At 44.8% G+C, this 12,656-nt stretch carries 10 protein-coding genes and 4 pseudogenes; 8 read left to right on the top strand and 6 right to left on the bottom strand.

Going from position 1 to position 12,656, the window contains the following annotated elements:
* Positions 1-69: 69 nt before the first annotated feature.
* On the top strand, positions 70-693 hold the full coding sequence (locus tag B5D77_RS00875; RefSeq protein ID WP_106908092.1) for a PEP-CTERM sorting domain-containing protein: 624 nt from the start codon (positions 70-72) through the stop codon (positions 691-693).
* Positions 694-888: 195 nt separating this feature from the next.
* On the opposite strand, the pseudogene B5D77_RS27885 reads toward B5D77_RS00875, so the two are convergent.
* Positions 889-1,490, bottom strand: a pseudogene (locus B5D77_RS27885) (Uma2 family endonuclease); the annotation flags it as partial.
* 91 nt (positions 1,491-1,581) lie between these two features.
* Here B5D77_RS27885 and B5D77_RS00860 point away from each other — a divergent pair.
* From B5D77_RS00860 to glyQ, 4 genes and pseudogenes are all read left to right on the top strand, one after another.
* Positions 1,582-2,819: pseudogene (locus B5D77_RS00860) on the top strand (RNA-guided endonuclease InsQ/TnpB family protein).
* A gap of 308 nt (positions 2,820-3,127) precedes the next feature.
* A complete protein-coding gene (locus B5D77_RS00855; RefSeq protein ID WP_008204313.1) occupies positions 3,128-4,051 on the top strand; it encodes a hypothetical protein in 924 nt (307 codons plus the stop codon).
* Positions 4,048-4,359 (top strand): hypothetical protein, encoded by a 312-nt coding sequence (locus tag B5D77_RS26430; RefSeq protein ID WP_216824548.1) that lies wholly within the window; start codon positions 4,048-4,050, stop codon positions 4,357-4,359. Before B5D77_RS00855 ends, B5D77_RS26430 begins: the two co-directional genes overlap by 4 nt.
* Positions 4,360-4,472: 113 nt before the next feature.
* On the top strand, positions 4,473-5,348 hold the full coding sequence (glyQ, locus tag B5D77_RS00845) for a glycine--tRNA ligase subunit alpha (RefSeq protein ID WP_008201736.1): 876 nt from the start codon (positions 4,473-4,475) through the stop codon (positions 5,346-5,348).
* A 219-nt stretch (positions 5,349-5,567) separates the two neighbouring features.
* Here glyQ and rpsJ read toward each other — a convergent pair whose 3' ends face one another.
* The 5 genes from rpsJ to rpsL all read right to left on the bottom strand — a co-directional run bounded on the left by rpsJ (position 5,568) and on the right by rpsL (position 10,587).
* Complete coding sequence (rpsJ, locus tag B5D77_RS00840) at positions 5,568-5,885, bottom strand: 30S ribosomal protein S10 (RefSeq protein ID WP_002800099.1); 318 nt, start codon at positions 5,883-5,885, stop codon at positions 5,568-5,570.
* Positions 5,886-5,975: 90 nt separating this feature from the next.
* Entirely contained in the window at positions 5,976-7,205 is a 1,230-nt protein-coding gene (gene tuf / locus B5D77_RS00835) for an elongation factor Tu (RefSeq protein WP_008201745.1), read from the bottom strand.
* A gap of 153 nt (positions 7,206-7,358) precedes the next feature.
* On the bottom strand, positions 7,359-9,434 hold the full coding sequence (gene fusA / locus B5D77_RS00830) for an elongation factor G (protein ID WP_008201747.1): 2,076 nt from the start codon (positions 9,432-9,434) through the stop codon (positions 7,359-7,361).
* A 143-nt stretch (positions 9,435-9,577) separates the two neighbouring features.
* Positions 9,578-10,048 (bottom strand): 30S ribosomal protein S7, encoded by a 471-nt coding sequence (rpsG, locus tag B5D77_RS00825; RefSeq protein WP_002758831.1) that lies wholly within the window; start codon positions 10,046-10,048, stop codon positions 9,578-9,580.
* Positions 10,049-10,203: 155 nt separating this feature from the next.
* Entirely contained in the window at positions 10,204-10,587 is a 384-nt protein-coding gene (gene rpsL / locus B5D77_RS00820; protein ID WP_002740176.1) for a 30S ribosomal protein S12, read from the bottom strand.
* A 422-nt stretch (positions 10,588-11,009) separates the two neighbouring features.
* Here rpsL and B5D77_RS00815 point away from each other — a divergent pair, with 422 nt between their 5' ends.
* The 3 genes and pseudogenes from B5D77_RS00815 to B5D77_RS00810 all read left to right on the top strand — a co-directional run.
* The gene (locus B5D77_RS00815) at positions 11,010-11,345 is read left to right on the top strand and encodes a type II toxin-antitoxin system RelE/ParE family toxin (protein WP_008201750.1); all 336 of its coding nucleotides are present in this window, start codon (positions 11,010-11,012) and stop codon (positions 11,343-11,345) included.
* Positions 11,338-11,628 (top strand): annotated as a pseudogene (locus B5D77_RS27880) (HigA family addiction module antitoxin); the annotation flags it as partial. The gene B5D77_RS00815 and the pseudogene B5D77_RS27880, both read left to right, overlap by 8 nt.
* Positions 11,629-11,748: 120 nt before the next feature.
* A pseudogene (locus B5D77_RS00810) lies at positions 11,749-12,615 on the top strand (ImmA/IrrE family metallo-endopeptidase); the annotation flags it as partial.
* Between the last annotated feature and the right edge of the window lie 41 nt (positions 12,616-12,656).

Below are 12,656 nucleotides of genomic sequence, written 5' to 3'. Positions count from 1 at the left end.
ACAAGGTTTTTATATTTAATTTATTCAGCCAACCCTTTCTATGAAGAGACTTGACTTTCTACCCGTCCTATGCTATCTTGGCCGGTGTCCCTAACAGTATTTTTCGTGAGCAAAGCAATGATGTCTTTAAAAACCTCTTTAGCAGGGGCTGCTACCGCCATCGGTTTGACCGCCCTAGCCTATCCCGCCCAAGCTGCCCAGTTCAGCTTCACCTATAACGACGCCGCGAACATGATAGTTCTCAGTGGAATACTGACGGGAACGGCTACAGGGAATATTATCGAGATCGATGGATTTAGTAACCTCGTGTATAATGGTGTTCCCCTCAACACCACTATCTGGGAGTCTGGCACTACTGTCTCTGATTATGGTGGTTTTTTCAATATGCCGAACCCACCTGCTCAGGCTAGTTTCGATGGTTCAGTGATGAATTTTGTGCTTGTAGCTAATGGGACTAATGATTATATTGGCTTTGGTACTGGTGAGTTTGAGGAATTGGGCAACCCCGCTTTTATTTCTAACTTTCCCGATACCGGCATGGATATTACAGTTCCGGATGACTTAATGGGTGTGGAAGAAGCATTTAATCAACCGGGCTGGAACCTACAACTCATCCCTGAGCCTAGTGCTGTTGTCGGCCTATTGGGGTTAGGTTTGGGTGCCTTGGCTTCTAAAGTTATCAAAAAAGGTTAATTTTGATTTTCCCGATGAGAGGTGAGGGTGCAAGCAGTTCGATAAACGCACTGACCACCTTGTACCCCTCCCCCACAGGGTTTCCTGAGGATTGATGCCTAATTCCCTTAATCTTGCCGTTAACTGCTCGACTTTGGGTGGAGCTAGTTATTTTTGTTGACGTTCAGATTTTTTGGACTGTCTCTCCAGAATAGCGGCTTCCACCGGTGTGGGGACTAACTCGCCCTTAGAACTAAAATAACGCAATTTATCGGCGTATATACCTAAATATAACCCCAATTCTTCACTCCATAACCAACCTTGCTGATTGGGTTGAATCGGTTGATATTTGGCTCTTCTAGGTTCTGTGTGATAAGTTTAACTTATATAGGATCGATCAATCTTTGTGTCCTTTGTGTCTTTGTGGTTCCTTCCACTCGCTCGCTAGGAAGAATGTATCTTAGAATACATTTTGCCCACCAAACCTAAGAGAGCCGATATTTTCCCTCTTTTTGCCATACTGCCCAACTTTTCCGGTTTTGGTTTCTAGTGGTTCCTAATACTACAAAAAAGTCAAGTCCTCTAAAGTATTCTGATTTTTTCTGATTTGGGCTGTAGTAGATGGTTAAATTCCAGGTTGCAAAGTAATCTTCTCTATCTTGCCATAACCATTCTAGGCATTTTATCAATAAAATAATCTGGGTTAGGTGTAAATTACTTTCCCAGGTTGGTTCATCACTCCAAAATTCGCCCTTGGGGAAGATTATCTGATCTTTTCGGTCGGTTTGGCTAGGGGATAGGGGTTGAGTTCTAGTCATCGGAAATTTGGGTCTGAAACCCCGTCGTTCTACGACGGCTTTACTGTTAAATATGAGCATCGTTTACGAAATATATCCTAAAATGTGAGACATGGAAAAAGCCTATTCTTACCGATTTTACCCAACACCCGAACAAGAGTCGCTATTGCGGCGCACTTTGGGCTGTGTAAGATTAGTTTACAACAAAGCTCTCCACGAACGAACACAAGCATGGTACGAAAAGCAAGAAAGAGTAGGCTACGCTCAAACTTCTTCAATGCTAACCGATTGGAAAAAGCAAGAAGAATTAGAGTTTTTAAACGAAGTTAGCTGTGTACCTTTACAACAAGGGTTAAGACATTTACAAACAGCTTTTACTAATTTCTTTGCTGGTCGTACTAAGTATCCTAACTTTAAGAAAAAACATCAGGGAGGAAGTGCCGAATTTACCAAATCTGCTTTTAAATTTAAAGACAAACAAATCTATTTAGCTAAATGCACAGAACCTTTACCTATTCGATGGTCAAGACAAATACCAGAAAGCTGTGAACCAAGCACAGTAACAGTCAGATTACATCCCTCTGGGCGTTGGCATATCTCAATTAGATTTGATGACCCAACGATTAAGCCTTTACCAGTAACAGATAAAGCCATCGGAATTGACTTAGGAATTAGTAGCCTCGTGATTACCAGCGATGGTGACAAAGTGTCTAATCCCAAGCATTTTAAAAAGCATTATCGGAGACTGCGAAAGGCCCAAAAAAGCCTTTCTAGAAAACAGAAAGGGTCAAAAAATCGGGAAAAAGCAAGAATCAAAGTAGCCAGAATTCACGCTCAAATCACCGATAGTAGAAAAGACCATCTACACAAGCTAACCACTCAATTAGTTCGTGAAAACCAAACGATTGTGGTTGAGAATTTAGCCGTCAAGAATATGGTCAAAAACCCCAAGTTATCTCAGGCAATATCTGATGTAAGCTGCCCCCCCTTGCCCCCCCGACCCCCCCGATGTCGGGGGGCAGGGGGGGTGGGGGTTGGGGGGGGCGACAATTAGCCTATAAATGCCGTTGGTATGGGAGAAATTACATCGAAATAGATAGATGGTTTCCTAGCTCTAAAAAGTGTAGTAATTGCGGGTATATTGCTGAGAAAATGCCGTTAAATATTCGAGAGTGGGACTGTCCAGACTGTGGGACTCACCATGACCGAGATATTAACGCCAGTAAAAATATTTTGGCCGCAGGGCTTGCGGTGTCAGTCTGTAGAGCGACCATAAGACCAGAACAGAGTAAATCTGTTAAGGCAGGTGCGGAACCCCGCAAGGGAAAGAAGCAGAAACCTAAATCGTGAGGTTTGGGAATCGCCGTCCGTTTTACGGCGGCGAGGATGTCAACTGCTAGGAATAATAAAGGGCAACAGTAAAGGGATTGAGGGAGATTCAGCTAATCTCAGGATAGGTGCTTAAAATGCGTCCTAGCCTATTATTAAGTAGGTGGGTGGAATTAAATATAAAATGAACATAGGTTGGGTTGAAGCATAAAACCCAACGCCCGCATGGGTTACGCTACCGCTAACCCATCCTACAAATAATTGTGCCTACCTACTTATGTGTTAATCTCATCTTTACAGATCAAAACCCCACATCGTCTCAGGAGATAATGGCCGCTAATTCTCGGAATAAATCGCCCGTTTTTCTCGGCTGTTCCAGCAGAATCGCTATTTTTTGCCTTTTGATGTTATTATCGGCGGCAATAGGCTGGTTAATCGGGAAACAGTGGGTTAAACATAGCAATCAACCCGAAACCGTTAAACCCGTTTTTGCCACGGAGGAAAATAATTTTAATTCTGCCACAGATACGGCATGGCAACGGAAAGCCGAGATGAGAAAGCGCCGTCTAGAGTTGGGAATTGATGGTCGGTTTTTTAAGAATCTCGTCAATGAATTGTTTAACCTCCGCTATGGGGATATCAAAGAGGAAAAACAGAAACAGGAACAAAGAGATATTCTAGCAGCAGAAATCCTCGATCGCTTAGAACATCTCGATTCTGGCACTAGGGAAGCATTAGGTAGCTACAACGAGCAACAGCGAGAAAAATGGCGAGAACAAGTGAATCAGTTACGATTAAGCAGTAGAGTTCTTAATTTACTCACTGATAATGCTTTTTTTCAGCTATTTCCCGAATTGACAGAAAGACCAAATTTTGGTGGCAGCCTGGGTCAACTGTGGAGTGGTTTGGCCTGGAATCAGTTACAATCTTTACAGTCTGGCCTATCTTACCGGGCGATCGAAAGTTTAGACGCGGGGGGGGAGGAGATTATCGAGGCAATTCTCAGCCAGGGACAAGGAAAAGCCTATGCGATAAAATTGCGTTCCAGTGATCGGTTAAACTTAAATTTAGAGACGGAAGGCGAAGTTTTACTATCTTTCTACTCTCCCACGGGTAATATTACCCTTTTAGATAAGTCTAGCGATCGGCAATGGTCCGGTCAATTACCCGAAGAGGGATTTTATGAATTAGTTATTCTCCCCCAGTCTTCTACCCCCGTTCACTTGCGCTTGCAATTAAAAGTAAGTCAGTGACTTTAACCGTCAGTTATCAGTTATCAGTTATCAGTTATCAGTTATCAGTTATCAGTTATCAGTTATCAGTTATCAGTTATCAGTTATCAGTTATCAGTTATCAGTTATCAGTTATCAGTTATCAGTTATCAGTTATCAGTTATCAGTTATCAGTTATCAGTTATCAGTTATCAGTTATCAGTTATCAGTTATCAGTTATCAGTTATCAGTTATCAGTTATCAGTTATCAGTTATCAGTTATCAGTTATCAGTTATCAGTTATCAGTTTACTGATAAGCTCCCCACTTCCCCACTACCCCACTTCATAATTCATAATTTATAATTTATAATTCCCAATTCCCAATTCATAATTTATAATTTATAATTTATAATTTATAATTTATAATTACCCAACCCCTAACCCGCTTTTTTACTTTTTCCCATGTCTCTAACTTTCCAAGCTGTTATCGCTAAATTAAATGAATTTTGGGCTGATCGCGGTTGTTTAGTTGCTCAACCCTATGATACAGAAAAAGGTGCAGGAACCATGAGTCCCCACACTTTTTTAAGAGCAATTGGTCCGGAACCTTGGGCTGTTGCCTATGTGGAACCCTGTCGTCGTCCTACGGATGGCCGTTATGGCGAAAATCCCAATCGTTTTCAGCATTACTATCAATATCAAGTCCTAATTAAACCCTCTCCCGATAATATTCAGGAAATCTATTTAGACTCCCTGCGGGTGTTAGGAATTAACCCAGAAGATCATGATATTCGCTTCGTGGAAGATAACTGGGAATCTCCCACCCTCGGCGCTTGGGGTGTGGGTTGGGAAGTGTGGTTAGATGGGATGGAAATCACCCAATTTACCTACTTTCAACAGTGTGGGGGTATCGATTGTCGTCCCGTGGCGATCGAAATTACCTACGGTTTAGAAAGATTAGCCATGTATCTGCAAGATGTGGAGGCAATTAATAAAATTCAATGGAATGAAAATATCCTCTACGGTGATATTTTTCTGCAAAATGAAATCGAACAATGTACCTACAATTTTGAGGCTTCTAATCCTGAGTTATTGTTTAGTTTATTCAGTTTATATGAACAGGAAGCTAAACAATTAATCGATCGCTCTCTGGTGATTCCCAGTCTAGATTATGTTCTCAAATGTTCCCATACTTTTAATTTACTCGATGCTAGAGGTGTGATTGCTGTAGCTGAAAGAACCCGTTATATCGGCAGAATTCGCCATTTAGCGCGACAGGTTGCTCAATTGTATTTACAGCAACGAGAAGCTTTAGGTTTTCCCCTACAAACGGTTTAGCGATCGGGGGCATCTCAATTGTGGCGATGCACCCTTAACAAGTGTACTGGCCTTCTTTTAATAACCTCTTTTTATGCTAAATCCTATCTAAAAGTTATGGGAGAGTGGGGAGAAAAAATTCCTAACTTGGGAGTTAATCAGACTATTAAAAACGGATTTGGTATCAGAAAGAGTTTCTAAGAAAAAAAGATGTTAGCACTAACATCTTTTTGGCATTTTTTACAATTTAACTTCAATATCAACCCCGGCGGGTAAATCTAATTTCATCAAAGCATCGATTGTCTTAGAAGAGGGTTGGTAAATATCAATAATGCGGCGATGGGTGCGGGTTTCAAAATGTTCACGGGAGTCCTTGTCAACGTGAGGGGAACGCAGGACACAATAAATCTTTCTTTTTGTCGGTAGGGGAATCGGTCCGATCGCTGTGGCGTTAGTTCTATTGGCAGTATCGACAATCTTCTCACAGGAAGTATCGAGTAAGCGCCGGTCAAAAGCTTTCAAACGAATGCGAATTTTCTGTTGTTGTAACGTAGCCATAATTTCACCTATTGCAATTGTCAAGGTACAAGATCAAGACAGTAACGGAGCAGCTTTTAAATTCACTGCCCCGTTAATTAGTAGATTAGCCTACTTGATAATTTTCGAGATAACGCCAGAACCGATGGTGCGACCACCTTCGCGAATAGCGAAGCGCATACCCTGTTCAATAGCGATCGGGTTGATCAGTTCCACGGTCATTTTGATCCGGTCTCCCGGCATGACCATTTCTACAGTGCTGCCATCGTCGGCGGTGTAGTCTTGGATCGTGCCAGTTACGTCGGTTGTCCGTACATAGAACTGAGGACGATAGTTTTTAAAGAAAGGAGTGTGACGACCACCCTCTGCTTGAGTTAACACATACACCTCACCTTCAAACTGGGTGTGGGGTTTGATTGTATTCGGTTTAGCGATCACCATGCCGCGCTCGATGTCGGTTTTTTGGATACCACGCAGGAGGATACCAGCGTTGTCACCGGCCATCCCTTGATCAAGACTTTTCTTGAACATTTCGATCCCGGTGACGGTGGTGGGGCGAGTTTCTCTGATCCCGACCAATTCCACGTTATCACCCACTTTCACAATACCGCGTTCGATCCGACCGGTAGCCACCGTCCCCCGACCAGTAATCGAGAATACGTCTTCTACCGCCATCAGGAAGGGTTTATCGATCGCCCGTTCAGGGGTGGGGATATAGCTATCTACCGCTTCCATCAATTCATAGATCGCATTTACCCACTCGTTGTCGCCTTTTTTGGCCTTGGGATTTTTGGTCATGTAGTCGAGGGCTTCTTTCGCAGAACCGGCAATAATGGGGATATCGTCGCCGGGGAAGTCGTAACTGGTGAGAAGTTCGCGCACTTCCAGTTCCACCAGTTCCAGTAATTCCTCATCGTCCACCATATCTTTTTTGTTGAGGAAGACCACCAGGTTAGGTACCCCCACCTGACGAGCCAGCAGGATATGTTCCCGGGTTTGGGGCATCGGGCCATCAGCGGCCGAGACCACGAGAATACCACCGTCCATCTGTGCCGCACCGGTGATCATGTTTTTTACATAGTCGGCGTGGCCAGGGCAGTCCACGTGTGCATAGTGGCGACTGGCGGTTTCGTACTCAACGTGAGCGGTGTTGATGGTGATCCCGCGGGCTTTTTCTTCGGGAGCGGCATCGATTTCATCGTATTTTTTAGCTTGGGCATTACCCAGAGCCGCTAGGGTCATCGTGATAGCGGCGGTGAGGGTAGTTTTGCCGTGGTCAACGTGACCGATCGTACCGATGTTAACGTGGGGTTTCGTCCGTTCAAATTTAGCGCGTGCCATTTACTTTCTGTTCCTTTGTTTTTTTTTCTTCTTCAGGTGGGTGAACATTAATCAGTCACCGGAGATCAGTTTTAAGTTAGCAGTTATTAGGGTTGACCGATCAAATTTAAATGATCGGTTTGTCTTCACTGCTCACTGCTCACCGGTCACTGATTAGCCGTTCCCTTTACTTTTGGTGATAATCGCCTCGGCCACGTTGCGGGGGACTTCTTCGTAATGGCTAAATTCCATGGTGAAGATGCCCCGTCCTTGGGTTTTGGAGCGAATATCAGTGGCGTAACCAAACATTTCCGCTAGGGGAACTTTAGCGGACACTTTGGCGATGCCGGCCTCGGTTTCTTGACCTTCGATTTGTCCCCGACGGGAGTTAAGATCACCGATGACGTTACCGATGAAGTCTTCGGGTACTTCCACCTCCACCTTCATCATCGGTTCTAGGAGAACGGGGGTAGCTTTCATCACCGCTTCTTTGATCGCCATGGAACCGGCAATCTTAAAGGCCATCTCGGAGGAGTCCACATCGTGGAAAGAACCATCCACAAGGGTTGCTTTCAGGTCGATGACGGGATAACCCGCAACGATCCCCGATTCGCAAGCTTCTTTCATCCCTTGTTCTGACGGGTTGATGTATTCTTTGGGGATAGCACCACCGACAATTTTGGAGACGAAGACAAAGCCAGATCCCGGTTCACCCGGTTCGAGTTCGATGACGACGTGGCCGTACTGTCCTTTACCGCCACTTTGACGGATAAATTTACCCTCGGCCCGTACAGGTTTCCGCACAGTTTCCCGATAGGCAACTTGGGGAGCGCCCACGGTTGCTTCGACTTTGTATTCCCGCAGCATCCGATCGACGAGGATTTCCAAGTGCAGTTCTCCCATCCCGGCGATTACCGTTTGATTGGTTTCGGGATCAACTTTGACCCGGAAGGTGGGATCCTCATCGGAGAGAGCTTGCAGAGCTTTGCTGAGTTTCTCGATGTCCTGTTTGGTTTTCGGTTCCACCGCCACGGAGATCACCGGTTCGGGGATAAAGAGGGATTCTAGAATAATCGGGTTCTTATCATCACAGAGGGTATCCCCGGTAATGGTGTTTTTCAGTCCGATCGCCGCTCCTAGATCACCGGCGCGCAGTTCATCCACTTCGATCCGTTCGTTGGATTTGAGGACGATCAGGCGAGCGATCCGTTCTTTGGTTCCTTTGGTGGAGTTGTAGGCGTAGCTGCCTTTGGCTAACACACCGGAATAGACCCGCAGGAAGGTTAAACGACCGAAGGGATCGGCCATGATTTTGAAGGCCAGAGCAGAGAAGGGCGCATCGTCCTTAGCCTCCCGGATTGCCTCGCTGCCATCGGGAAGAATCCCTTTAACGGCGGCTACTTCCGAGGGTGAGGGTAGGTAATCGACGACAGCATCGAGGAGCAGTTGTACCCCTTTGTTTTTGAAAGCCGAGCCGCAGAGGACGGGAACAATTGTACCAGCAATCGTCCCTTCCCTGAGACCGCGTTTGATTTCGGCTTCGGTGAGTTCTTCACCTTCTAGATATTTTTCTAGGAGTTCTTCATCCGCTTCCGCTACAGCCTCCACCAGCTGCACGCGGAATTCTTCGGCCTTTTTCAATAAGTCTTCGGGAATGTCGGTTTCTTCTATGTCTTTCCCTAGATCGTCCTTATATATATAGGCGCGCATCTTGACGAGATCAACGATCCCGCTCAGTTCGCTTTCTGCGCCGATCGGCATTTGGATGGGAACGGCGTTAGCTCTGAGGCGATCTCTTAATTGTTCGTAAACTTTGAAGAAGTTCGCTCCCGTTCTGTCCATTTTGTTGATAAAGGCAATCCGGGGTACTTTGTACCGATCGGCTTGTCTCCAGACGGTTTCCGACTGGGGTTGTACACCACCAACAGAGCAGAAAACTGCCACCACGCCATCGAGTACCCGCATGGAACGTTCCACTTCAATGGTGAAATCGACGTGGCCAGGGGTGTCAATGATGTTGATGCGATGATCTTGCCAACTGGTACTGATGGCGGCGGCGGTGATGGTGATTCCTCGCTCCCGTTCCTGTTCCATCCAGTCGGTAATTGCCGTTCCGTCGTGGACTTCGCCCAGTTTATGAGCGACTCCCGTGTAGAACAGGATTCTTTCTGTTGTCGTTGTTTTGCCCGCATCTATATGAGCGGCGATTCCGATGTTTCGCACTCTCTCTAGCGGGATAGTCCGTGCCACAGCAACCTCCTTGCTTTGCTTGCCAGTGATGGGATTTTGTTCTAGGATTTTTTACACTATTTACAATTCTATACTTTTCTTGACAGTTTTTTGGCGGCAGCGGTGTGATCCACCGCCCTTAAAGTATCTTTAAAGTATCTTTCTTAGTAACGATAGTGGGCAAAGGCTTTGTTTGCCTCTGCCATCCGGTGGGTTTCTTCCCGTTTTTTGATTGTGCCGCCGGTTTCATTGGCTGCGTCCATGATCTCGTTGGCTAGTTTACCTGCCATGGTTTTGCCGCCTCTGGTTCTGGCATAATGGACTAACCAACGTAGTGCCAATGTGCTACCACGGTTGCTGCGCACTTCCATCGGCACTTGATAGGTGGCTCCACCGACCCGGCGGGCTTTCACTTCCACTAGGGGGGTGGCGTTTTTAACGGCTTTTTCAAATACTTCTAGGGGTTCTTGACCGGTACGTTCGCCGACGGTTTTCAGGGCATCGTAAACGATGTTAGCGGCCAAGGATTTTTTGCCCGATCGCATGATCCGGCGGATGGTCATGCTGACTAAACAGCTATTGTAAACGGGATCGGGGGGAATAGGACGTTTTTTGACGTTTTTACGGCGAGACATCGGAATATTCCTGAATTTTCTAGGTTAACTTTAACTTTTGCTTGACAGTCGGATGATTACAGCCCATCTCAAACCCTCTCCTGCGAGTCTTCAGTCTCTTGGGTTAACTTTGACCGACTCGGTGGGAGTATTTTTTTGGTTAATCAATTCCCTGTTTATTTAGCGGCGGGTTTGGGGCGTTTGGTTCCGTACTTAGACCGCGCCTTTTGACGGTTTTTCACCCCGGTGGCATCGAGGGTGCCGCGAATGATGTGATATCTGACTCCGGGTAGATCTTTGACCCGACCGCCCCGAATCAGGACGACCGAGTGTTCTTGCAGGTTATGACCGATGCCCGGTATGTAGGCTGTCACCTCAAATCCAGAGGTCAAACGTACCCTAGCGACTTTCCGCAGGGCTGAGTTGGGTTTTTTCGGTGTGGTGGTATATACTCTTGTACAAACTCCCCGGCGTTGGGGGCATTGTTTGAGGGCGGGAGATTTGGTTTTTCTTTTCGCTTTGGATCTTTCGTCGCGTATTAATTGCTGAATGGTGGGCATGATAGGGCTGTATCTAAGGTTACTCTGAACTCCTATTACCGAAGGTCAAATCGTTGACAAAAGGTCATTATAGCAAATTGTTGCTGTTGTTGTCAAGTCCGCGATTGTGCTTTTCTCCGGTTTAGATGTTAGAGATTGTCTTTTTCTTGGGCGGCGGCGGCACTCAATTCGGGCGTTATTAGGCGATAAAATTACAGCTTCGTTGTTTTGGCTTGATGGTGCAATTTTAGCGATAATTATCACCTGATTAATCGGCCAATGTCTGAAAAGCTGTCTCTAGCTAACCTCATTTTCAGAACTGGTGTCTAGACTATTAGCTCTTAACGATATATTTAGAGCGTTTGTACTGGATGCGACCCAGGTGTGCTGCCATAAAATATTGTTAACCTTTGAGGTTAACAATATTACAAGGGTCATCTACAATGGATATTGTATTTAAGGAAAAAAAATTTGAGAACGAATGCAATAGCCAAAAACTACTGAAAAAACAGTATGGAGAGAAGATGGCTAAGAAAATCAGGCAAAGACTCGACGACTTAAAAGCAGTTATTGTCCTGGAGGAAATGCGATCGCTGCTGGGACGTTGCCACGAATTGTTACATAACCGTGCTGGACAACTATCTCTAGATTTAGTTCATCCTCTCAGACTAATTTTTGAGCCGGCTAATATACCGATTCCTCAAAAAGCAGACGGGGGAATTGATTGGCAGAAAGTAACCGCAGTCGTAATTATTGGCATAGATGACACCCTTGACTAATACTATTGAGAACAGATATGCACCGGATTTTATTTCTCCACCGGGAGAAACCCTTGCCGAAATCCTAGAAGAAAGAAATATGTCTCAATCGGAACTAGCCCAACGCATGGGCAGACCAAAAAAGACTATCAATGAGATCATAAAAGGTAAAGCGGAGATTACTATCGATACCGCCTTACAGATAGAGTTAGTGTTAGGAACTCCCGCCAGTTTCTGGATAGAGCGCGAAAGACTTTATCGGGAATATTTAGCGAGAAAAAATGAGAATCAAAGATTAAAAGGTTATTTAAGTAGGTAGGCACAATTATTTGTAGGATGGGTTAGCGGTAGCGTAACCCATGCGGGCGTTGGGTTTCATGCTTCAACCCAACCTACGTTCATTTTATATTTAATTCCACCCACCTACTTAGGCTGGTTAAAACAAATTCCTTATCGCCAGATGACTGAATTAGGCTGGCTCAAGTTTGATGAGGATAAAATAGAGCAATTACGAGAGAGCTTGAATTTTTTTGCCGTTGTCTCCCCTGAGAAATGGGAGGAGATTTGGGGGATAAATTTATCGATTGATTTTAGAAAGTCTCAAGCATTTGATAGCGATCGAGGGGCAATAACGGCATGGTTGCGTCAAGTAGAAATAGAAGCATCGAAAATTAATTGTGCTGATTACAACGAGTTGAAATTCAGAGATGCCTTGCGACAAATTCGTTCGTTAACTATTAAGTCTATCGAGGTATTTCAACCGCAAATGATCGAGCTTTGTGCGGCAGCGGGGGTTGCCTTAGCCTTTGTCCCTGAACTTCCGAAAACAAGGGTACACGGTGCTACCCGTTGGTTAGGTTCTCACAGAGCTTTAATTCAATTGAGCGATCGATACAAAACAAATGATCATTTTTGGTTTTCTTTTTTTCATGAAGCTGGTCATATTTTATTACATGGGAAACGAACTTTATTTTTAGAGGGGCAAGATATTCAAGATACAATTAAAGAAAAAGAGGCGGATGTTTTTGCGGCTAATTTCTTAATTGATCCTGGAGATTGGCAGAGATTTATCGCCAATAATTCTCTGAATAGAAAAGCTATTAATCAATTTGCCGAACAACTAGGGATACACCCTGGTATTATTGTTGGTAGAATGCAACATGAGCAAATTACTTCTTATCAAAACTATAATGATCTTAAGGAGAAATATTGTCTAAATACGCAGAATTCCTTTTTGGTATTGACGAGTGACTCCCCAAAAGGAAAACTTCCTATCTCACCATTAAGATAACTGCTGTAAGCGGAGATTACTAAGGATAAATTTGGCAATCA

Origin of the sequence: Microcystis sp. MC19 (assembly GCF_003019735.1) — a bacterium.
Lineage (GTDB): Bacteria > Cyanobacteriota > Cyanobacteriia > Cyanobacteriales > Microcystaceae > Microcystis.
The sequence above is the reverse complement of the archived record's forward strand: the minus strand, read 5'-3'. Positions and strand labels throughout refer to the sequence as shown.

Coding starts and splice junctions, on each gene's coding strand:
- B5D77_RS00875 (WP_106908092.1), top strand. CDS start 70: ATGCTATCTTGGCCGGTGTCCCTAACAGTATTTTTCGTGAGCAAAGCA.
- B5D77_RS00855 (WP_008204313.1), top strand. CDS start 3,128: ATGGCCGCTAATTCTCGGAATAAATCGCCCGTTTTTCTCGGCTGTTCC.
- glyQ (WP_008201736.1), top strand. CDS start 4,473: ATGTCTCTAACTTTCCAAGCTGTTATCGCTAAATTAAATGAATTTTGG.
- rpsJ (WP_002800099.1), bottom strand. CDS start 5,885: ATGGCTACGTTACAACAACAGAAAATTCGCATTCGTTTGAAAGCTTTT.
- tuf (WP_008201745.1), bottom strand. CDS start 7,205: ATGGCACGCGCTAAATTTGAACGGACGAAACCCCACGTTAACATCGGT.
- rpsG (WP_002758831.1), bottom strand. CDS start 10,048: ATGTCTCGCCGTAAAAACGTCAAAAAACGTCCTATTCCCCCCGATCCC.
- rpsL (WP_002740176.1), bottom strand. CDS start 10,587: ATGCCCACCATTCAGCAATTAATACGCGACGAAAGATCCAAAGCGAAA.
- B5D77_RS00815 (WP_008201750.1), top strand. CDS start 11,010: ATGGATATTGTATTTAAGGAAAAAAAATTTGAGAACGAATGCAATAGC.